Source organism: Pontibacter burrus (assembly GCF_010686685.1).
In the GTDB taxonomy this organism is placed as follows: Bacteria; Bacteroidota; Bacteroidia; order Cytophagales; family Hymenobacteraceae; genus Pontibacter; species Pontibacter burrus.
This window is the reverse complement of record NZ_JAAGWD010000005.1, coordinates 333725-354061: the sequence shown is the minus strand read 5'-3', so window position 1 is coordinate 354061 and position 20337 is coordinate 333725. Positions and strand designations below refer to the sequence as shown.

20 protein-coding genes are annotated in these 20337 nt (G+C 46.9%); 16 read left to right on the top strand and 4 right to left on the bottom strand.

Annotated features, from left to right (window positions below):
• Positions 1 to 32 precede the first annotated feature (32 nt).
• Both GXP69_RS13100 and GXP69_RS13095 read left to right on the top strand, forming a co-directional pair.
• Positions 33 to 2648, top strand: a complete 2616-nt coding sequence (locus GXP69_RS13100; protein ID WP_163915519.1) for an FtsK/SpoIIIE family DNA translocase — start codon at positions 33 to 35, stop codon at positions 2646 to 2648.
• A 22-nt stretch (positions 2649 to 2670) separates the two neighbouring features.
• Entirely contained in the window at positions 2671 to 3318 is a 648-nt protein-coding gene (locus tag GXP69_RS13095) for a LolA family protein (RefSeq protein WP_163915518.1), read from the top strand.
• Positions 3319 to 3761: 443 nt separating this feature from the next.
• On the opposite strand, the gene GXP69_RS13090 is transcribed toward GXP69_RS13095, so the two are convergent.
• Positions 3762 to 4166 (bottom strand): hypothetical protein, encoded by a 405-nt coding sequence (locus tag GXP69_RS13090; RefSeq protein WP_163915517.1) that lies wholly within the window; start codon positions 4164 to 4166, stop codon positions 3762 to 3764.
• A 188-nt stretch (positions 4167 to 4354) separates the two neighbouring features.
• Between GXP69_RS13090 and pyrF the strand changes: the two genes are divergently transcribed.
• From pyrF to trhO, 11 genes are all read left to right on the top strand, one after another.
• The gene (gene pyrF / locus GXP69_RS13085) at positions 4355 to 5185 is read left to right on the top strand and encodes an orotidine-5'-phosphate decarboxylase (protein ID WP_163915516.1); all 831 of its coding nucleotides are present in this window, start codon (positions 4355 to 4357) and stop codon (positions 5183 to 5185) included.
• An 88-nt stretch (positions 5186 to 5273) separates the two neighbouring features.
• Positions 5274 to 5927: a hypothetical protein gene (locus tag GXP69_RS13080; RefSeq protein WP_163915515.1), complete on the top strand. Its 654-nt coding sequence runs from the start codon at positions 5274 to 5276 to the stop codon at positions 5925 to 5927.
• Between the two features lie 82 nt (positions 5928 to 6009).
• On the top strand, positions 6010 to 6459 hold the full coding sequence (locus GXP69_RS13075; protein ID WP_163915514.1) for a GNAT family N-acetyltransferase: 450 nt from the start codon (positions 6010 to 6012) through the stop codon (positions 6457 to 6459).
• A gap of 1 nt (position 6460) precedes the next feature.
• A complete protein-coding gene (locus GXP69_RS13070; RefSeq protein WP_163915513.1) occupies positions 6461 to 6931 on the top strand; it encodes a YehS family protein in 471 nt (156 codons plus the stop codon).
• A gap of 338 nt (positions 6932 to 7269) precedes the next feature.
• The gene (locus tag GXP69_RS13065) at positions 7270 to 8172 is read left to right on the top strand and encodes a DUF5996 family protein (RefSeq protein ID WP_163915512.1); all 903 of its coding nucleotides are present in this window, start codon (positions 7270 to 7272) and stop codon (positions 8170 to 8172) included.
• Between the two features lie 132 nt (positions 8173 to 8304).
• Positions 8305 to 9129, top strand: a complete 825-nt coding sequence (locus tag GXP69_RS13060; RefSeq protein ID WP_163915511.1) for a carboxypeptidase-like regulatory domain-containing protein — start codon at positions 8305 to 8307, stop codon at positions 9127 to 9129.
• Between the two features lie 6 nt (positions 9130 to 9135).
• Complete coding sequence (locus GXP69_RS13055) at positions 9136 to 9735, top strand: carboxypeptidase-like regulatory domain-containing protein (RefSeq protein WP_163915510.1); 600 nt, start codon at positions 9136 to 9138, stop codon at positions 9733 to 9735.
• 56 nt (positions 9736 to 9791) lie between these two features.
• Positions 9792 to 11081 (top strand): DUF2851 family protein, encoded by a 1290-nt coding sequence (locus tag GXP69_RS13050; RefSeq protein WP_163915509.1) that lies wholly within the window; start codon positions 9792 to 9794, stop codon positions 11079 to 11081.
• Positions 11081 to 12361 (top strand): hypothetical protein, encoded by a 1281-nt coding sequence (locus tag GXP69_RS13045; protein ID WP_163915508.1) that lies wholly within the window; start codon positions 11081 to 11083, stop codon positions 12359 to 12361. The genes GXP69_RS13050 and GXP69_RS13045 overlap by 1 nt, the downstream gene beginning before the upstream one ends.
• Positions 12362 to 12672: 311 nt before the next feature.
• The gene (locus GXP69_RS13040) at positions 12673 to 13308 is read left to right on the top strand and encodes an acetyltransferase (protein ID WP_163915507.1); all 636 of its coding nucleotides are present in this window, start codon (positions 12673 to 12675) and stop codon (positions 13306 to 13308) included.
• 192 nt (positions 13309 to 13500) lie between these two features.
• The gene (trhO, locus tag GXP69_RS13035; RefSeq protein WP_163915506.1) at positions 13501 to 14469 is read left to right on the top strand and encodes an oxygen-dependent tRNA uridine(34) hydroxylase TrhO; all 969 of its coding nucleotides are present in this window, start codon (positions 13501 to 13503) and stop codon (positions 14467 to 14469) included.
• Positions 14470 to 14545: 76 nt separating this feature from the next.
• Here the strand turns inward: trhO and GXP69_RS13030 are convergent, their stop codons facing one another.
• Positions 14546 to 15379 (bottom strand): aminotransferase class IV, encoded by an 834-nt coding sequence (locus GXP69_RS13030; RefSeq protein ID WP_163915505.1) that lies wholly within the window; start codon positions 15377 to 15379, stop codon positions 14546 to 14548.
• 256 nt (positions 15380 to 15635) lie between these two features.
• On the opposite strand from GXP69_RS13030, the gene GXP69_RS13025 reads away from it, so the two are divergent.
• Positions 15636 to 16493, top strand: coding sequence for a nucleoside phosphorylase (locus tag GXP69_RS13025; protein ID WP_163915504.1), 858 nt, complete (start codon positions 15636 to 15638; stop codon positions 16491 to 16493).
• A gap of 796 nt (positions 16494 to 17289) precedes the next feature.
• On the opposite strand, the gene GXP69_RS13020 is transcribed toward GXP69_RS13025, so the two are convergent.
• Both GXP69_RS13020 and GXP69_RS13015 read right to left on the bottom strand, forming a co-directional pair.
• On the bottom strand, positions 17290 to 18078 hold the full coding sequence (locus GXP69_RS13020) for a polysaccharide deacetylase family protein (RefSeq protein WP_163915503.1): 789 nt from the start codon (positions 18076 to 18078) through the stop codon (positions 17290 to 17292).
• Between the two features lie 3 nt (positions 18079 to 18081).
• Positions 18082 to 19092, bottom strand: coding sequence for an acyl-CoA reductase (locus GXP69_RS13015; protein ID WP_163915502.1), 1011 nt, complete (start codon positions 19090 to 19092; stop codon positions 18082 to 18084).
• 113 nt (positions 19093 to 19205) lie between these two features.
• On the opposite strand from GXP69_RS13015, the gene GXP69_RS13010 reads away from it, so the two are divergent.
• Both GXP69_RS13010 and GXP69_RS13005 read left to right on the top strand, forming a co-directional pair.
• Positions 19206 to 19556, top strand: coding sequence for a 4Fe-4S dicluster domain-containing protein (locus GXP69_RS13010; protein WP_163915501.1), 351 nt, complete (start codon positions 19206 to 19208; stop codon positions 19554 to 19556).
• An 81-nt stretch (positions 19557 to 19637) separates the two neighbouring features.
• A complete protein-coding gene (locus GXP69_RS13005; protein WP_163915500.1) occupies positions 19638 to 20210 on the top strand; it encodes a pentapeptide repeat-containing protein in 573 nt (190 codons plus the stop codon).
• Positions 20211 to 20337 lie beyond the last annotated feature (127 nt).

Below are 20337 nucleotides of genomic sequence, written 5' to 3'. Positions count from 1 at the left end.
TGTAAATTTGGAATTCTAACTAGTCGAAGGGTATGGCAAAGAACACGTACAGAAACGAACCGCTGAACGGAAGCAGGGCTACGAATGAATTTAAGGGACGCAATGAGCCGCGTGCTGCCACCAATACGCCCAGAAATCAGGCGCAGCCAAAGCAGAAAGCCAAGAGATCTTTCAAGTTCTCGATGCCTAAAATAAAGCTTCCGAGCTTCAGAATCAGCTTCCTGCACGACAAGCGGGTTAAACTGTTTGCAGGCTTCTTTTTTCTGTTGCTGTCGTTCTGCATGATGATCGCGTTTGTGTCGTACCTCTTTACCGGCCACGCCGACCAGAGTGTGGTTGAATCAGTGAAGGGAACGGGCCTGAAAGAGAGCGGACAGGAAGCAGAGAACTGGCTGGGGCTGTTCGGTGCCTGGCTGTCACATCTGTTCATCTTCAAATGGGTGGGCATGGGCGCTTTCTTCGCTATCCCGATCGTGTTCTGCACTGGTGCCCGCATTGTTTTCAGCAAACTCAATATTTCACTTTCTTATGTACTGGGGCTGTGCAGCTTTAGCATGTTGTGGCTGAGCTTAACGCTGGGCTACATTGTGTTTGTGGCAGGCGGTATAGAAGATTTCGGCTTTTTAGGAGGTGGTATCGGCATCGAAACTGCCATCTGGATGAACTCGCTGCTGGGCTGGGGCTCTGGGCTGGTGCTGGCCTTCCTGTTCATCGTGTTCCTGGTGTTCTTCTTCGATATCACATCAATAAGCTGGAGCCCGAAACCTTCCGCTGAAACCGACGATAACCTGAGCTCTAACAGAGCCGCATCCTCAATTGGTGAGGTAGTGCATGGCTCCGCGCGTAACATCAACCACAATGCCGACCCTACTGCTTCGCTGGATTATGAGGAGGAAGACGAACTGCTATTGGATGAGGAAGATGAAGAAGCTATAAACCAGGCGCTGGAAATGGAGCTTCGCTCTATAACAACACCGGTAGCGCCGGCTCCAAAACCTGCTGCCCCAACCCTGGAACTGGACATTGAGGATGAAAGCATTCTGGAAGAAGCCGAGCTGGAGTTTGATACCGCCGAAGGTGAAGAGGAACTGGACCTGGTAATTGAAGAAGCGCCTGAAGAAGAGACCGGCGATGCCATCGAAAACTATGACCCAACCCTTGACCTGGCCCGTTACCAGTACCCAACTATAGAGTTACTGAACGAGTATGGCGCCAGCAAGGTATCGGTTACCAAAGAGGAACTGGAAGCCAACAAGGATAAGATTGTAGAGACGCTGGGTAACTATAACATTGGTATCGCCAGCATTAAAGCAACGATTGGCCCGACTGTTACGCTATATGAGATTGTGCCGGATGCCGGTGTGCGTATCTCCAAGATCAAAAACCTGGAAGATGATATTGCCCTGAGTTTAGCGGCGCTTGGTATACGTATTATTGCGCCGATTCCGGGCAAGGGAACGATCGGTATTGAAGTGCCGAATACTAAAAAAGAAATGGTGTCCATCAAGTCGATTCTGAGTACAGAGAAGTTCCTGAAATCTGAAATGGACCTGCCGATCGCGTTTGGTAAAACCATTACTAACGAAGTTTTCATCACCGACCTTGCCAAAATGCCGCACTTGCTGATGGCGGGTGCTACAGGCCAGGGTAAGTCGGTTGGTCTGAACATCATCCTTACATCGCTACTATACAAGCGCCATCCATCGCAGCTTAAGTTTGTTTTGGTTGACCCTAAGAAAGTGGAATTATCGCTGTTCAACAAGATTGAGCGCCACTTTTTAGCGAAGCTTCCGGATAGCGAAGAAGCCATCATTACTGATACCAAAAAGGTGGTGAATACGCTGAACTCGCTGTGTATGGAAATGGATATGCGCTACGACCTGCTGAAAGATGCCGGCTGCCGTAACCTGAAAGAGTACAACCGCAAGTTTGTAGAGCGCCGCCTGAACCCTAAAAAAGGTCACCGCTTTATGCCGTACATTGTATTGGTAATTGACGAATTGGCCGACCTGATGATGACGGCTGGTAAGGAAGTGGAAACCCCGATCGCGCGTCTGGCCCAGCTGGCCCGTGCTATTGGTATACACCTGGTGGTTGCCACGCAGCGTCCGTCGGTAAACGTAATTACAGGTATCATTAAAGCCAACTTCCCGGCGCGTATCTCTTTTAAAGTAACATCCAAGATCGACTCCCGCACCATTCTGGATGCCGGTGGTGCCGACCAGCTGATAGGGCAGGGCGATATGCTGTTCTCTATTGGTTCAGACATTATCCGTATTCAGTGCGCGTTTGTAGATACGCCTGAAGTAGACCGCATCTGCGATTATATTGGCGAGCAGCAGGGCTACAGCGATGCCTACCTGTTACCTGAATTTGTGGGCGACGACAGCGGCGCTGAGAAAACAGACTTCGACCCGAGCAACAAAGATCCATTGTTTGAAGAAGCAGCCCGCATTATAGTGCAGCACCAGCAGGGAAGTACTTCGTTGTTGCAGCGCCGCCTGAAGCTGGGCTACAACCGCGCCGGCCGATTGATTGACCAGTTGGAGTCGGCTGGTATAGTTGGCCCGTTTGAAGGCAGCAAGGCCCGTGAAGTTTTAATTCCGGACGAATACAGTTTGGAACAGTTATTGAATACGATGGGTTAAGCAAACAATTGAACCCTAAAAAATGAAAAAGATATTCTCTCTACTTCTTGCCATGGTGCTTTTCGTAAACCTGGCAAGCGCACAGCAAGACCCGCAGGCAACTAAGATTCTGGATGCCATGAGTGCCAAGTACAAAGCCATGAAGGCCTTTAAAGCCACCTTCGCACAGACTATGGAAAACACATCGTCTAAAGGCAAAGAAACCGTTGAAGGTGATATTCTGGTGAGCGGCCCGAAGTACAGACTGGCAGTGAGCGGTCAGGAGGTTATTAGTGATGGCAAAGTGCTGTGGACTTACCTGAAAGATGTGAACGAAGTAACTATAACTGAATCGGACCCTGAGGCAGAGGCTATGTCGCCGGGTAAGATTTTTGAAATGTATAAGAAAGGTTATAAATACGCTTACGCCGGCGCCGAAAAGGGTGCTGATGGTATTACGTACGACGTAATTGAGCTGGCACCGGAAGACCGCAACAACCCGGTTTTTAAAGTTCGCCTGTACATTAACCAGAAAGACAAGACCCTGAAAAGCTGGAAGATGTTCCGTAACAACGGCAACCGCTACACTTATACCATCAAGAACTTCCAGGCTAACCCGCCGCTTGCCGCTGATACCTTCAGCTTTAACAAAGCAAAATATAAAGGCGTGAGCGTGGTAGATTTAAGATAAACCCAACCTGATATGATAGGAAAGGCTGCTTCGGAAACGGAGCAGCTTTTTTTTGACCAGTGATTAAAGAGATTTATGCGATTTTGTATGATTTGTATGAACCGGGATTAATGGTGATTTATAGGATTGGCCGGATGTAGAGACGCAAGATTTTGCGTCTCCGCTACGAAGCGATGGAGTTGAAATTTAGTTGATTGTTGCCAGTATGATGCTAAACTGTGGTTCTATAGTTAGAGCTATAGTTGCCACGACAAGAAAAATGCTGGCGCCGGTATCTGACAGTTGCCGCACAGTGGGTGATAGTCTCCAGACTCGCTGTGCTATAGTTGCAAAATAAAGCTGAACCAGAACAGAGCTATAGTTTCATAGCAGTGGCGCTAGGTATTACGTCTCTACAAATCCTGTTCAACTTTAAACCCAAATTAATCCTGCTTCAGACAAGCTTAGTTTGCTTCGCCTACAACTATAGTTTTGGAGATTTCTTGGTCAGGATATTTAGGTGAGAACTTTAACGTGTAGGTGCCGGGCTCAGTCGGTTTAAATTCATAGCTTACCTCACGGGTTAAAACAACCATCAGACAAGGTCCTTCTCTGTACTGCGGGTAAACCTGAATGTGTATAGTTTTGCCCTGCGCATCTACTTCAAATTTTTTGAACTCTCCGCAGCTATCGTTTACCTGGAACGCTACTTTTACAGGCACAGTGCTTCCTACAGTAGCGGTTTCAGGGGCATCTACTGCCACAATATAAGCGGGGAAATTCTCCAGTGAGTTCACAGTTTCTTCTTCTTTAGAGCAGCTGAAAGCCGAAAACAGGAAAAACGCGAAAATGATGGCGAGTCTGATCATAATTTTAGTTCTGTTATAATAAGGCTGTACTTTAGAGAGTCAGTTTATCTTATTATGGTTGCATTTTCCTTGTCGTGCATCTAATTTAAACTATAGTTGAGCGCTGTGTCAGCAAAACCCGAAAAAGGCTTTTAGCAGTGCCCGTAAAAATGTAGCTTTGCTCTACCTGATAAAACCCACCTAAAGCCATGACAAGAGAAAAACTATTCGAGCAGATCCTGCTGAAAAAATCATACCTGTGCGTTGGCCTCGACACCGACCCGAAGAAGTTACCAGAACATTTGCTGGATTTTGAAGACCCGGTTTTTGAGTTCAATCGCCAGATCATAGATGCCACTGCCGACCTGTGCGTGGCCTATAAGCCGAATATTGCCTTTTATGAAGCGCAGGGGCCGAAAGGGTGGGTGAGCCTGGAGAAAACCATAAACCACATACCGCAGGAAATATTTACGATAGCCGACGCCAAACGCGGCGACATTGGCAACACCTCCGAACTATACGCCCGCGCTTTTTTCGAGACCATGAACTTCGACTCGGTAACCGTGGCACCTTACATGGGCTCCGATTCGGTGAAGCCGTTTCTGGTGCAGGGTGGCAAGTGGGTGATTTTACTGGCCTTAACATCAAACCCGGGTAGCCAGGATTTCCAGATGCTGCGCCTGGCCGATGGAAGTGAAGAATACCTTTGGGAACAAGTGTTGCGTGAGAGCTCTACCTGGGGCACAGCCGGGCAGCTGATGTTTGTGGTTGGTGCTACGCAGGCCGAGTATGTGCAGCGCGTGCGTGCTATAGTTCCGGACCACTTCCTGCTGGTGCCGGGCATTGGCGCGCAGGGCGGTAGCCTGGAAGAGATATCCCGTTTAGGCATGAACCAGCGCTGCGGCCTATTAGTAAATTCGTCCCGCGCAATCATCTACGCTTCATCTGGCCGCGACTTCGCCGAAAAAGCCCGCGAAGCAGCCCTGGAAGTTCAGCGCGAAATGGAAGGCTACCTGGAGCAGTACGTGCAGCATTTGTAGGAAGGATATGACCGTCATCCATAGTGAAGATAAGCGTATATATATATGTTTATCTATTAGTTAACGGCAAGCTAAAAATCAATTTCTTATGAAACTTCTTCTATCTCAAAAAAACGAACTATTTAATATTATTGAAGAGAGTGAGAATTTGACACCTGCACAATTCAACCTATCTGAACCTTCCACAGACAGCAATGGATTTTCTTCAATAAGTTTAAAAGAATCCGAATACTATTTTAACATATTCAAAGACCAAAACTACCATAAATCTTTTGTTGTAAACTACGTTCCAGGCTCAGATACTTACTTAGAAGCATCAGGACGCATCGGATGGGACAGTATTGTTACCCATTTTTACGATTGGATAGAAAATCTTACAAGAGAGTTAAATGAACCAAATAGTTGGGAAAGGCTTGAGAAGGAGATATCTTCTATTAACTTTTCTTCAAAAAAAGATAACTCAAAATTTACAATTCGGGAATACGAAGAATTAAAAGCAAAAACAATCCTACTCTCTCAGAATTTATCAACAATCCCCCTTCTTGTCCAGCAACACACAGAGATAAAGATTGAACTTGAAAGATTAACTGAATTTGCGAAAGATTTAGGGAAATATGATTGGCAAAACCTATTCATTGGAACAGTAATTAGTATTATCATTCAACTAAACGTAACAAAAGAGAATGCTACATTACTTTGGGACTTGATAAAAAACACTTTTAACAGTTACTTCTTAAAATAAAGCCAGTCGCTAAACATTGTGTAAAAGTCATGTCACGGCCTCGCACGTCTTTTACGAGAGGCCATTTACTATTAATCTTTAAATGCTAACCCTAACCCGCACCACTTCCGACAACCCTGACTTCCGGCGACTTGTTGTTTTACTGGACCAGGATTTAAAAGAGAAAGATGGCGACGACCACGCGTTTTATGCACAATACAACAAAGTAGATGCTATAAAAGAAGTGATTGTGGCTTATAAAGATGGCGTGGCGGCTGGCTGTGGCGCTATAAAATCCTATACCGAAACTATAGCCGAAGTAAAGCGCATGTTTGTGCACCCGGATTTCAGAAGGCAAGGTAAAGCTAAGCAAATACTAACCGCGCTGGAAGCCTGGGCAAAGGAGCTGAACTATAGCTCCACTATTTTAGAAACCGGCATGAAACAGGCCGATGCCATAGAACTTTACAAAAACAGCGGCTATACTGTAATTCCGAATTATGGCCAATATGTAGGCGTTGAAAACAGCGTATGCATGCAAAAGCAACTATAACATGAACAATAACGATATTCTGCGCCGCCTGCGCTATACATTTGATATCAGCGATTTTAAAATGGTCGATCTGTTTGCCTCAGGTGGAAAAGAAGTAACACGTTCCGAGATCAGCAACTGGATGAAGCCAGAAGACGACCCTGAATTTCAGAAGTTGGTAGATATTAACCTGGCGGCTTTCCTGAACGGTTTCATAAACGAAAAGCGTGGCAAAAAAGAAGGCGAGCAACCAAAGCCCGAGAAAAGTCTGAACAACAACATCATTCTGCGCAAACTCAAGATCGCACTGAACTATAAAGACGAAGACATCCTGGACGTGCTGGACCTGATAAAATTCCGGTTAAGCAAATCCGAGCTCAGCGCCTTTTTCCGTAAACCCGACCACCAACACTACCGCCCGCTTAAAGACCAGATCCTGCGCAACTTCCTGCTGGGGTTGCAACTAAAGTACAGGCCTGATTCCGGGAGGTAAACTATAGTTTGCTGCTGTCTAAACCGCAGATTAATAGGGATTTGATGGATTGGCTATTGCTATGTTTGCCACTAAAAGTAACCCTGTTTTGCTAGCGCGAGTCTCCTGACTCAACCGCCCTTAAGGGACAGGAATAAGTAGTGACTTTGGCTATTAATCTATAGCTGCCGTTTTAACCCACCCCTAACCCCTCCTAAGAGGGGGATTGCTGGCTTTGGTATAGTTGGTGGCTATTGTTCTATAGTTGCTGTTTATCAGCTATTTATTCTTCCAGATTGAGCTTACTTTAAACTGTTTCTGCCGTTAATGTAACATGCACCATTAACTATAGCAGAACTATGAAAACTGGCTGGCCTGAACTTAACTACGCTGCATCTAAAGACACACTCGAGACGCTCCATCTCTGGTCGCAGATGCTTGGCAAACTGAAAATAAAAACGCAGCCCTGGGTAAACCACTCCTGGCACGTAACCCTGATCGTAACCCCAACCGGGCTTACAACCGGCGACCTCCCAGTCCAGAACCAGCATTTCCAGGTAGACCTGAACCTGATACAGCACCAGTTAAACATAAAAACCAGCACCGGCCAGAGGCGAAAACTGTCGCTGGGAAATATGACGGTTGCCGAGTTTTACAAGAAGCTGATGCATGCCCTGGCAGAATTAGGCATTCATGTACCCATCTATAAGGTGCCTTGCGAACTTGAAAATCCTGTTCCGTTTGACCAGGACCAGACCCACCGGACCTATAATCCGGAACAGGCAAGCGCCTTGCACCACGCTTTATTGCAGGCCCAGAAAGTAATGAAGCAGTTCAGAGCCGAGTTCAGGGGCAAATGTAGTCCGGTGCATTTTTTCTGGGGTAGTTTTGATCTGGCTGTTTCGCGGTTTTCGGGGCGCACAGCTCCAAAACATCCGGGCGGCGTGCCTGGCCTTCCGGATTGGATAGCGCAGGAAGCCTACTCGCATGAGGTGAGTAGTTGCGGATTCTGGCCGGGCAACGAAGCACTACCCGAGGCCGCTTTCTATAGTTACATTTACCCCGAGCCCGAAGGCTACAGAAAAGCCGAAACCAAGCCCGAGGCAGCTTATTTCCATGAAACACTGGGCGAGTTTATTCTCCCTTATGAGGCCGTCAGAACTGCCGAAGACCCGGATAAAACGCTGTTAGATTTCTTTCACAGTACCTACGACGCGGCTGCCAAGCTGGCAAAATGGGACCGGGAAGCACTGGAGGTCTGAGGCTACAGGCAAAGCAGCTTGACCAGATTTTGGAAGAAACTATAGTTTTCAGGGGAATCCTTAAATATTCGGGAATCGCTATACTATAGGTTAGGCGGGTTGCGTTACTTTCAAAATCCACCGTGCTTACCTATGAACAAACTGATTCTTGCTGCTGTTTTTCTGTTTCTATCCATTTCGGCCTACAGTCAGGCTATAGTTATTAATGGCAACGTGCTGCATAGAAAAGAGCCAATTCCCTTTGTGAACATCGGCATAAAAAAGAAAGGCATCGGCACGGCAGCAAGTATGGAAGGCACTTTTACCCTAACGCTGCAACAAACTTCCCTGACCGATACGCTTACCTTTTCGGCTGTCGGTTTTAATGAGCTGTCGGTGCCGGTTAAAACTATAGTTGAGCGTAAGCTAACCGAGTTTGCTTTAACCGAGAAAACCACGCAATTGCGCGAGGTGGCAGTAAAGAGTAAAGCCGCGAAGGTCAAAAAGCTGGGTACAATAGCACGTAATCCACTGGTGAACGGAACCTCCCAAACCGAGAATTCAAACGACATTTCGGAGCTGGCTAAGTTTATAACTATAGATGGTAAACCGGTTTATGTACTTTCTACCAGCCTGTACCTGCGCAGCATCAAAATAGACTCGGCCAATATGCGCATCAACTTTTACAAAAATGTAGATGGTTTGCCAGGCGAGCGTATTGTTGAAAAGAGCATTATAAAACGCCTGCCCCTGGACAAAGGCTGGGTAACCATTGACCTGGAACCTTACAACATTGCCATAGATGAGGACTTTTATATTGGCTATGAGTACCTGCCCGACCCAAGCCATCAAGAGAAGTACCTTTTTACATTTGGCGGCGCTTTCGGCGGGAGTCACTTTATGCGCAAAGTTAGCCTAGGGGAATGGAAAAAAGGAATCGGTGCCCGGCAGGCGGCTTATGTAACGGTCAGGCAGTAAGCATTTTTGAGCTTATCAAACTATAGCACCCTGAAAAAGCCTGCTCTATACGGTTTGCTAACTATAGCCTTGTTTATAGTTGGGTTGATGCCTGCAAAAGCCCAGCAAAAGAGGCAGGCGCTGCAGCTGTCGGGAGTAGTGGTATCGGCGGATAGCACCGAAGGACTTGCCTGCATTGCGGTTTATGTGCCGGGTACAAACCGGGGAACGATAACCAAAGCAGACGGCTTTTTTACTTTTGCTGTACTGCCCGGCGACAGCGTTGTTTTTCAGGCGCTTGGTTTCGAAAAGCAGTACATCATTCTGCCCCTGCACGATGATACCGACAAATACTTTTCAAAAGTTAAACTAAAGCAGGTAGCCAGGCAATTGCCCGAAGTGCAGGTAATGCCCTGGGCCACGCAGCAGGATTTTAAAGTAGCCGTCCGGGATCTGGCGCTGCCGGAAGAACCATCTGTAAAACCAGACCTTGGGTCGCTTTACCCGAAATCTATTTTTGCCACCCCGCCCATGGATGCAAGAGACAATAGCAGGCAGGGGCTCAAACACCACCTTAACCAGCAGCAAGGGCGCTTTATACTGCCCACCCAGATCCGGATTTTTTAATTTCTGCTGAATTGCGCTTATCTTAGAAGTCTGCGCTGCTATGTGCCGGTTTTACCATGAAAGAAGATTTCCTGCATTACATCTGGCAACACCAGTACTACCGTAAAACCGACCTGGCCACTATGGAAGGCGAGCCGCTGCAGATACTGCGCACAGGCTACTATAACACCGATGCCGGCCCAGATTTCAGTGAAGCTATTGTTCGGATAGGAGAAGTAGAGTGGTCGGGGAGTGTGGAGATTCATTTGCGGGCATCTGACTGGCGCCGCCACAACCACCAGACGGACAAAAAATACGACCAGGTAATACTGCATGTGGTTTGGGAAGCTGATGAAACGATAGCCCGAACGGATGGTACTGCCATTCCAGTGCTGGAGCTGAAAGGTAGGGTAGATACTTCGCTGCTCTATAGTTACAAACAGTTACAGGAAGCCAGCACCACCATACCCTGCGCCAACGTGTGGCCCGCAGTGGCCGAAATTACCAAAACCATGATGCTGGGCCGTGCTTTAACCGAGCGACTGGAGCAGAAAGGACTGGATATTTTGCAACTACATTCCAACTATAACCACGACTGGGAAGCCACCGCCTATCATGTGCTTTTCAAAGGTTTTGGGTTTAAGATAAACCAGCAGCCCATGGAGCGGCTTGCGGCGGCACTTACTGCAACTATAATCCGGAAAGTACAAAGCGTTTTTCAGCTGGAAGCGCTGCTGTTTGGGCAGGCCGGCTTTTTAGAAGATGCCGATACGGATTATGCACAGCAGCTGGCAAAAGAGTATCGTTTCCTGAGCCATAAGTTTGGTCTGCAGGACAGAGCCATGCAACGGCACCATTGGAATTTTATGCGGATGCGCCCTGCTAATTTCCCGACTATACGCTTAGCGCAACTGGCGGCTGTGCTGTCTAACCGGCAAAGTTTTTTTGCAGCTATAGTTGAAGCCCAAACTATAAAACAGTACGAAGCCTTGTTTATGGTGCCTGTTACGGAGTTCTGGCAGGAGCATTTTACTTTCTCTCCGGAGCCAACAAAGGCGACTCAAACTATGGGCAGGGGTAGCGCACACAACTTGATCATTAATGTAGCGGTTCCGTTACTGGCTGCTTTTAGTCAGTTTACCGGCGATCGGGTGCACCTGGAGAAAGCAACCGAATTGCTTGAGCAGGTGAAGGAAGCATCAAACAAATATACGCGCCTGTACGAGGCAATGGGCTGGAAAGCCAGATCAGCGGCAGACAACCAGGCTGCATTATCACTTTTCAGAAATTACTGCCAGCCGGTAAACTGCCTGCAATGCGCCATCGGGAATAAGATCCTCAAACAAAACATCCTTTCCCGCTCGTGATGCTGCTAGTCTATTTCCTGAATTTGCTGCTGCTAACCGGGCTGAGCTGGTGGCTATACAAACAAGACTGGGCTCAGAACCTGAAACCGTACCTTTTGCCGGCGTTGGGCTTAAAGCTATTGTGTGGCGTGTTGCTGGGCTTGTTATACTATCACTACTATGGCGCAGGCGACACGATCACGTATTTTGAATCATCGCAGAAGCTCACCCAACTGGCCAATAACGATGCAGGAGCTTACTGGCGTTTACTGCTGTTTAATGAATTTCCTAGCGAAGCTTTCCGTGCCACAGTGCCATTCACAGCGTTCGCCGACTTTTCTAATTCCTTCTTCCTGCTGAAGATCATCAGCCTTTTTAACCTGCTCACGGGCAGCAGTTATTACCTTGTGGGGCTATACTTTTCGCTGTTCAGTTTCTGGGGAATGGCAAAGCTGACGGCGACGCTCTCTACTGTTTTTCCGGAGACGAGGAAGGCGGCTATAGTTGCGCTGCTATTCTTTCCGTCGGTGGTTTTCTGGAGTTCGGGCTTGCTGAAAGATGCTGTGCTAATGGGGAGCATGTGCTGGGTAATGGCCTTTGTGTTGCAGTTGGCGCACCGGCAGAAACTAACTATAGTTACCTGGCTTTTGGTGCCTTTACAGCTTTACCTGTTCGTTAAGATCAAAGTGTTTTTTGCGGCCCTGCTGCTGGGTATGCTGACCTGTTACCTGATGATTCAGTACTTATCCAGAACTATTAAATCTTTGCAAAATATAAAAATACAGCTGCTTACGTTGGCTGGTTTTATAGTCGCAGCTATAGTTGCAGTCTGGCATGTTAGCGGCATTTTCAGTGTTGAGTTTATCCTGCACCACTTGGTTAAAACCTATGATGGCTTGCTGGCTTTGTCGTTGCACGGTCCACATCTGAGCTATAGTTCGCTGGAGACGACTATTTCGTCTATAGTTGCCAATTCTCCTAAAGCCTTTTTCAGTGCCATTTACCAGCCTTTAATTGGTGAGTCGTTGGAGCCGTTGTATTTGTTGCTTGGGCTCGAAAACCTGCTGTTGCTGTTGCTCACGGCTGTAGCTATAGTTGCTGTATTTAAAAAAGAGTGGCTACAGAAGATCGAACTATGGCATGTTATCCTGCTGCTGTTTATAGTTGCGTCTGCTATAGTTATCGGAATCAGCACACCTAATTTTGGTACACTCAGCCGCTATCGTATCATCTTTCTGCCATTTTTGGTGTACCTACTCTTGCAAAACAGAATTGCACAGCGGTGGTTGGCTCGACTTTAAATGGCATGAACGAATTATAATCGCTGGTGCGAGCTTGCAGCTCGTACCTTTTAACCACAACAAAATAAGTGTTCAGAAGGTACGAGCTGCAAGCTCGCACCAGCGGAGCATTAGCTATAGTTTCGGGTTGCAAACCCGCGCCAGCAAGATAGAAATGCTATAGTTGTTTGTCATCTCGACGAAAGGAGAGATCTATCTGAAACTCGACATAGATTTCTCGCTGAGGCTCGAAATGACAGAAACGGGCAAATAAACCACACTTATAATCTCCCACACTTTTTCGTATCTTTGCGCCTTATTTTAGATAAGCTATGCAGAATCCTGTAATCATATTAGGTGCCCAGCAACTGGGTACCGCCGCTTTAGATATTTTCAACAGCAACAGCGTGGTGGTGTACTGCTTCCTCGACGACAAAAAAGAGCTGCAGCAGGAGGAAGTGAACAATGTGTCGGTGATGAGCAGCACGGAAGATGGCGAATTTCTGAAGCTGATCGGTAAGAAATGCGATGTGTTCGTGGCTGTAGAAGATTCAGCTGCCCGCAAAGGCCTGATCAACATGCTGAAAGACGAGTACAAAGTAGTGCCTGTTAATGCCATTCACAAGTTCAGTTCTGTGTCGGAATACGCTTGGCTGGGCCACGGCAACATGGTAGCCGCTGGTGCTATCGTGAACAACAATGCTAAAATCGGTAATAACTGCATCATCCAGTCCAGAGCTATAGTTGATACCCAGGCCGAGATCGGGGACTTTGTTCAGATTGGTGCTGGTGCTATTATCAACTCCGAAGTGAAAGTTGAAGAAGGTGCTTTTATTGGTTCGGGTGCGGTGATTGTGAGCGGCGTGAAGATAGGCAAGAATGCACGCGTAGGTGCAGGCTCGGTTGTAGTAGCCGATGTGCCAGCCAAAGCTACTGTTTTCGGTAACCCGGCTGCCGCCATAAAGTAAACTTTTATAGTTATAGTTGCTGTTAACTTGCTGAAATGATGAAAGTCATTTCGGAGCTGAAAACGAAACTATAGCTTTGCAAATTGATTGCTAATTGATGATTGTCGATTGTTTTTTGACTTTCACCAGATTAACAATCAACAATAAACAACCAACTATTAAAAATTAACACTAAGCTGAATCTTAGCCGTTATGAACAAACCATACAGCATTTTACTGTACTACTGCTACACTCCTATAGCAGATCCGGAAGCATTCCGCGAAGAACACCACCTGCTTTGCCTTGAGCTGAATCTGCTTGGCCGCATCATCGTTTCTAAAGAAGGCCTGAATGGTACCGTTTCTGGTCTGAAAGAAGACTGCGACAGGTACATGGAGATCATGCACGCCGACCCGCGCTTCGCCAAGATCGATTTTAAAGTTGATGAGTCGGATGCACATGCCTTTACGAAGCTGCATGTGCGTACCAAAGCCGAGATTGTACACTCCGGCCTGCTGCACATCGATCCGAATGCCCGTACTGGCAAGCACCTGGCTCCGAAGGAGTTTAAGGAGATGAAAGACCGCGACGATGTGGTGATTCTGGATGTGCGCTCTGATTACGAATACAATGTAGGCCGTTTCAAGAATGCTGTAACGCTGGATATCGAGAACTTCCGTGAGTTTCCGGAGAAGGTAGATGAGCTGAAGGAGAAGTATAAAGGCAAGAAGATATTAACCTACTGCACCGGCGGTATTAAGTGCGAAAAAGCCAGCGCGTTTTTATTAGAGCAGGGCTTTGAAGATGTATACCAGCTGCATGGCGGTATCATAAAGTACGGCAAAGAAGCCGGCGGCGAAGACTTTGAGGGCAAATGCTACGTGTTCGATAACCGTGTGGCGGTGGATGTGAACTCTGTTAACCCGAAAGTGATTTCGACTTGCTACGTGTGTGGCACCGAAGACGACCGCATGGTGAACTGCGCTAACCCGGTTTGTAACCTGCACGTGGCCATCTGCGAGAAGTGCGGTTGGGAACTGGAAGGTGCTTGCTCAACTGAGTGCAAAGAGCACCCGGAGAAGCGCCCTTACGACGGAACCGGCTATTACCAGAAAGAGATGAATGGCTATAATCCGCTAAAAGGGTTCAACCGAAGAAAGAAAAACGACGTACAAGTCTAATGTATTCTCTAAAGCAAAGAAAAGCGTGTTCGTAACCGGGCACGCTTTTCTTCTTTTATACGAGCCGGTATTATAACTATAGTTGCGTTTGCTCCAGCGCGATCAGGTCAGCCAAAAGTTCGTTCGTTATCTCACCCGGCTTGCCGTTTCCAATTACCAGATCATCTACCTGAACTATAGGCAGAATGCGCTTGGTGGTGCTGGTCAGGAAAGCTTCTTTGGCCTGGGCGATGTCAGCTATAGTTACTGCTCTTTCTTCGGTTTTATACTTCTGGCGGGCCAGTTGCAGCACGTTTTTGCGGGTTATCCCGGATAATACATTTTTGTCAGGCGTAACCACCACATCATCTCGGGTAACTATAAAAAAGTTGCACCTCGGAAATTCGGAGACTATTCCGTTCTGCTGATACAGCATATCGGCAGCGCCGGCAGCTTTAATGTTGCTGAGCAGCCGGATGCCCATTGTATAGTTTATCGTTTTCACTTCCGGCAATTCGCGCACGTGGGAGTGGGTAATAACTTTTAAACCATTGGTAACTATAGTTTGGTCAGGCAACGTGAGCGGTTGTTCTGTTATGATCAGGTTAGGTTTACCTATATCGTAGCCACTTTCTGAATAACCGCCTGTCAAAATCATTTTGATGCCGGAAAGTGGCAGTTGGTTCGCCTGTATCAGTTGCCGTATTACCTCTTTCAGCTCAGTTGTATCCAGCGGTACCGGTAACTCCATCTGCCTTGCCGACTCATAGAATCGCTTCAGGTAATCATCCAGGAACATCGGCTGGCCTTGCTGTACTTTAAAGAAGTCGAAAATGCCGTAACCACGCTGAATGGAAAGATCGCTGATGTGCAAGGTTGCCTGGTTGTAAGGCTGCAGACAGTCATGGATGTATGCCTGAAGTGTTTGCATGTTTGGTTCTGGAATGGGCTTCAGCTATAGTTTCGGGTAATTAGCAATACGTGCAAAATGTAGGCAAATCTGCAATTTATTTCTGAAACTATAGCTCAGGGAGTTGTGCAGAAGAAACAAAAACAAAGCAACAAAACAATGCTTTTATGCCTGATGCTTTATACATTTGGACAGGTAGCAGAAGGTTAACTTAACTATAGCTGCCAAGTATATACCAGGATACAACAATCCGCCAAACATTTAAATTCAGATTATCATGGCTGCCATTCCCGAATCAGAACTGATCATTAATAAGAACGGTACTGTTTACCATTTAAACCTCTTGCCAGAACATATCTCGGATACCATTATTACGGTCGGCGACCCGGAGCGTGTTCCGATGGTGAGCAAGTATTTTGATGAAATAGAAGTAGAGGTTACCAAACGGGAGTTTATTACCCACACTGGTTACTACAAAGGCAAACGCCTGACGGTGATCTCGACCGGCATGGGTACGGATAACATCGACATCCTGATGAACGAGCTGGACGCGCTGGTAAACATTGATTTCCGGACACGTGAGCCAAACGAAGAACGGATCTCCCTGAAAATCGTGCGCGTGGGTACTTCCGGTTCGTTGCAGGAATCTATTCCGCTGGGCAGCCACCTGGCGTCGCATTATGGCGTTGGCCTGGACTCGTTAATGGAGTTTTACCCGCTGGAGCAAACCGAGGACGAGGTAAGTATAACGCGTGCGCTGAAAGAAGAATTAGGTGTAGGTTTTACTCCTTATTGTGTGAATGGTTCTAAAGAACTGATTGATAAGATCGCGTTTGATATGGTGCCAGGCAATACGCTTACCTGTCCTGGCTTTTATGCGCCGCAAGGCCGCGTGCTTCGTGCCGGGCTTCGTAACCAGAACCTGCTACAGAGTTACCAAAACTTCAGAGTATGCGATTTTCAGCTGACAAACTTTGAAATGGAAACAGCCGGTTACTATGCTATGGGCCGACTGCTGGGCCACGAGATGCTGTCGCTGAATGCTATAGTTGCCAACCGTATAACCCAGGAGTTTGCGCCGAATGCTGAAGAGGTGATTGATAGCTTGATCTTGAAAACATTGGAAAGGATATAGGGATTGTAGTTTCAGACTGGCATGTCGAGCGATGGTTGAGACATCTTACTATGTCCTCTAGCTAACTATAGTTGCAACTGGGAATAAGCAGTTTGTGCTATAGTTGCCACTTATCCTGGGAGCTTTACCAGCCTACAGTGTTATAGATGCTTTGGTGCGCTCACGGCCGCGGGGCCCCGTCTTCGGGCATCGCGCTGCTGCCTTCTTGCTACCCTCGCTGCGCTCGTGTTGCCTGACGGCACCGCAACAAGTCAAAGGCGCTCAACCCAAAGACTGTGATCACTCGATAGCTACAACTATAGTTTACTTTGATAAGCTATAGTTCTGTAGCCTTTCCGTGGTGGTAGTTCTGAGGGGCAGGCTGCGCCTGCCTACTCATAGGTACGGAAGCCTAAACTATAGCCATAATCGAAATTCCCCTCTCGGGAGGGGTTAGGGGTGGGTTATCTCGCAACTATAGAACTACAGCGCAAGTATAGTAGTAGCAGAAATTGTCCCCCTTCGAAGGGGGTAGGGGGATGACTAACGCCAACTATAAAACTATAGCACAATCTTTACAGGGACTGAAAAGCTGCCCTCCTTAGACAAGGAGGGGCTGGGGTGGTTGGATTTAGCTAACTATAGAACGATACCTAAGCTACTTCCCCTGTTTTGGGGGTAGGGTCTCGACAAAAGGGGAAGGTTGGGAAGGGGTGAAACTATAGCTCCAACTATAGCAATCAGCTCAATCCCAAAGATCCATCCAGTCCCCCTTAATCCCGGTTCAGACAGAAGACTATTTGTTGGAGACCTTGACTTAAAGTATCAAGCCTTTGAAGGTAACAGAAGTGAGTTGATACTTCTGAGCGGCTTTGAAAATTTTCTCCAGCATCTCGGGCGAGATGGAGTAGGTGGCTTTGGAGTTGTTTATGGCGTGAGCGTAGAGCTTTATGGCTTGCTTGTGCTCAGCAGCTCTTTTAAAAGCTTGTTCGATATCTTCGAGGGTAACGCCACTGCCGTGGTCTATACCCAAGCCATTAATAACGCGTCTTCCGTCGTACCTATAAAATATCTTATCCAGCTCATCTACAGTTTTTCCTTTTACTTTCCACGAATCCCCTCTGAGCAGGTAAAAGTACTTCAGCAATTCATGATCTATCGTTCTGGAATTTGCCCCGTAAGGATAGGCGAATGTTACAGGCGTAAAACCAAGCTTCTGAAGTGATTTTACAGATGGAATAATTTCGTTTTGGATGTATGCTTCCAGCCCATGCTCTTCTGTATAGTTTAAGGCGTTTACATGCTTTGCTCCATGGCTGGCAATTTCATGCCCGTCGCGTTCCAGTGCTTTAAGCATTTCAACTTCATCACTTGTAAGGGAGTCAGGGTTGGTGATAAAGAACGTGGCTTCCACATTATATTTTGCAAATAAGGCACGCTGGGCATACCACTCGGCTACATATTGGTCATCAAAACTGATTACAAAGGCAGCCTGGGCAGGTTTAGCGTATTTATAAGCTGAGTTGAAGTATTTGGTATAGCCAACCCAGGCAGCTGCCAAAACAACTACAGTCAATAAGAAAAGCAGCAGATACTTTGCCTTCACAAACTATAGCTTCTGCAAAAATGCCAAGGTATCTACACCATCGGCGTAATCCCACACCATCGGGCATTGGGCTTCGCCGAACGGGATGCTGCCTTCCAGCCAGCCGTGTGCCGAAACTACAACCTGTGTTTTATCTTTTACTGCATTCAATTTCTCGCGTAGGTCTGTTAAAGAGCTAAACGTATCGTAAAACAATACCGAGATAGGAGAGACCATGTTTTCGCTTTGCTGCACCAGCATAAAGCCATTGTCGAAGTGCGGTACCTTGTTTACCAGCAGGATGGACTTGTTGTAGTCGTAGTTATTATGGTATTTGTGGTGTTCCAAAATGCTTTGGCGGTGCTGGTTGGCTTCAAAGAACTTATCGAATTTATAGCCTTCCGGCACAAACACTTTCGATACGTTACGGCAGCCTAAACCATAGTAGCGGAAAAAGTCATCTCCCAAAGCATTCAGGTCATCAGCTTCTTCGTGGCCGGTTAGTATGCCAATGCTGGTGCGGTTTTTACGGATAATGTGCGGGTGCTTGGCAAAATAATACTCAAAATAACGGGCCGTATTGTCGGAGCCGGTGGCTATAATAGCGTCGGCATCTTTCAGAATCTCTACAAACTCGAACTGGTTGGCAAAAGCCGGTTCTATACCTACCAGCATATCCGCCAGGCGGCGCATCAGTGGTGTATCGTCTGTGCTTAACTTGGCCAGCAGATAGTGACCGCTTATCAGCACCGATAAAAAGTCGTGGAAACCGACCATCGGAATATTTCCGGCCATCACAACGCCAACCTTTTTGGGTGTAACCTGTTTGAGGTGGTACGGGTAAAGCCATTCGCGCAGGTATTGCTCTTCCAGCATCTGCGTGATGCCATGCAGGGCACAGGATACATTCTCTTCATCGAACCACGGGTTACGCGACTGCGCCATGCGCGCCCAAACCTGTCGTTCGTCGGGGCTAAGGTTTTTTAATTGCTTGCCCAGCTCCACAAATGCTTCAATCCTGTTCTCTAATGTCATGGTATGTATGGTACGCGTATAAATTTTATTTGATAGGGACGGTTAATGTTCCTAATTTTGCGGTTTAGAAACACGATATACAAAAGTATAAAAAATATACAGGAGATACGACTATGGCTATAATGATAACCGATGAGTGTATAAACTGCGGAGCCTGCGAGCCGGAGTGCCCGAACACTGCCATTTACGAAGGTGGTGCTGAGTGGACCTGGGGCGGAGGTACTGCACTGAAAGAAGTGGAAATTGACGGCGGAGAAGTTGTGCCGGGCGATGCGCCGCAAACACCGATTTCAGATGAGTTTTACTACATCGTTTCTGATAAATGCACCGAGTGCATGGGCTTCCATGAAGAGCCGCAATGCGCTGCCGTTTGCCCGGTAGACTGCTGCGTGGACGACCCGGATTACCGTGAAACAGAAGAAGAACTGCTTGCCAAAAAAGCCTGGTTACACCAGGAAGCGTAAGCATAAACTATAGTTTACCAAAAAAACCTGCCTCACAAGAGCAGGTTTTTTTGTTTATTTTTGATTGTTAACGAGAGCAAAATGGAAGGCCAGCTACACGAAAATAAGGTATTCGAGAAGATTGTTTACCCTAATAAGGAAGTAAAAAACCGCGAGTTCGAGAACTGCACGTTTAAGAATTGCGACTTTTCAGGCAGCAACTTCTTCGGTAGCCGCTTCACCGACTGCACCTTTATTGGCTGCAACCTAGCCATGCTCAAGCTCAGCCACGCAACTATAAACAATGTGGAGTTTAAGGAATGTAAGCTTACTGGCATCAACTATAGCGAGTGCGAAGATTTCCTGTTTACCGTGTATTTCGAGAATTGCCTGCTCGATTATGCGTCGTTTGCGAAAAGGAAGATGGCCAAAACCAGGTTTGTAAAGTGTTCCCTGAAAGGTGTAGATTTCTCCAATACCAATCTTACAAGTGCCTTGTTTGATAACACCGACTTGGAACGGGCGGTGTTCAACTATAGCAGCCTTACCGGTGCCGATCTTTCAACTGCCTTTAATTTTGACATTGATCCAGAGATCAACACCATCAAAAAGGCTAAGTTCTCGCAATATGGCTTACAGGGGCTGCTTACAAAGTATAACCTGCAGGTCGTCTGAACTTGTCTAAATCAGGATTTTAGGATTTCCAGGATTTTAAAAATTTCTTGTCATTCTGCAAGAAACTTGGTAGAAGGGAGGTTAAGCCGTTGCTATAGTCTCACAAAATCCTTTCAGGATGACAGTA

What these genes read in the sequence shown, in the direction of transcription:
- GXP69_RS13100 (WP_163915519.1), top strand. Translation starts at nt 33, where the DNA reads ATGGCAAAGAACACGTACAGAAACGAACCGCTGAACGGAAGCAGGGCT.
- GXP69_RS13095 (WP_163915518.1), top strand. Translation starts at nt 2,671, where the DNA reads ATGAAAAAGATATTCTCTCTACTTCTTGCCATGGTGCTTTTCGTAAAC.
- GXP69_RS13090 (WP_163915517.1), bottom strand. Translation starts at nt 4,166, where the DNA reads ATGATCAGACTCGCCATCATTTTCGCGTTTTTCCTGTTTTCGGCTTTC.
- pyrF (WP_163915516.1), top strand. Translation starts at nt 4,355, where the DNA reads ATGACAAGAGAAAAACTATTCGAGCAGATCCTGCTGAAAAAATCATAC.
- GXP69_RS13080 (WP_163915515.1), top strand. Translation starts at nt 5,274, where the DNA reads ATGAAACTTCTTCTATCTCAAAAAAACGAACTATTTAATATTATTGAA.
- GXP69_RS13075 (WP_163915514.1), top strand. Translation starts at nt 6,010, where the DNA reads ATGCTAACCCTAACCCGCACCACTTCCGACAACCCTGACTTCCGGCGA.
- GXP69_RS13070 (WP_163915513.1), top strand. Translation starts at nt 6,461, where the DNA reads ATGAACAATAACGATATTCTGCGCCGCCTGCGCTATACATTTGATATC.
- GXP69_RS13065 (WP_163915512.1), top strand. Translation starts at nt 7,270, where the DNA reads ATGAAAACTGGCTGGCCTGAACTTAACTACGCTGCATCTAAAGACACA.
- GXP69_RS13060 (WP_163915511.1), top strand. Translation starts at nt 8,305, where the DNA reads ATGAACAAACTGATTCTTGCTGCTGTTTTTCTGTTTCTATCCATTTCG.
- GXP69_RS13050 (WP_163915509.1), top strand. Translation starts at nt 9,792, where the DNA reads ATGAAAGAAGATTTCCTGCATTACATCTGGCAACACCAGTACTACCGT.
- GXP69_RS13045 (WP_163915508.1), top strand. Translation starts at nt 11,081, where the DNA reads ATGCTGCTAGTCTATTTCCTGAATTTGCTGCTGCTAACCGGGCTGAGC.
- GXP69_RS13040 (WP_163915507.1), top strand. Translation starts at nt 12,673, where the DNA reads ATGCAGAATCCTGTAATCATATTAGGTGCCCAGCAACTGGGTACCGCC.
- trhO (WP_163915506.1), top strand. Translation starts at nt 13,501, where the DNA reads ATGAACAAACCATACAGCATTTTACTGTACTACTGCTACACTCCTATA.
- GXP69_RS13030 (WP_163915505.1), bottom strand. Translation starts at nt 15,379, where the DNA reads ATGCAAACACTTCAGGCATACATCCATGACTGTCTGCAGCCTTACAAC.
- GXP69_RS13025 (WP_163915504.1), top strand. Translation starts at nt 15,636, where the DNA reads ATGGCTGCCATTCCCGAATCAGAACTGATCATTAATAAGAACGGTACT.
- GXP69_RS13015 (WP_163915502.1), bottom strand. Translation starts at nt 19,092, where the DNA reads ATGACATTAGAGAACAGGATTGAAGCATTTGTGGAGCTGGGCAAGCAA.
- GXP69_RS13010 (WP_163915501.1), top strand. Translation starts at nt 19,206, where the DNA reads ATGGCTATAATGATAACCGATGAGTGTATAAACTGCGGAGCCTGCGAG.
- GXP69_RS13005 (WP_163915500.1), top strand. Translation starts at nt 19,638, where the DNA reads ATGGAAGGCCAGCTACACGAAAATAAGGTATTCGAGAAGATTGTTTAC.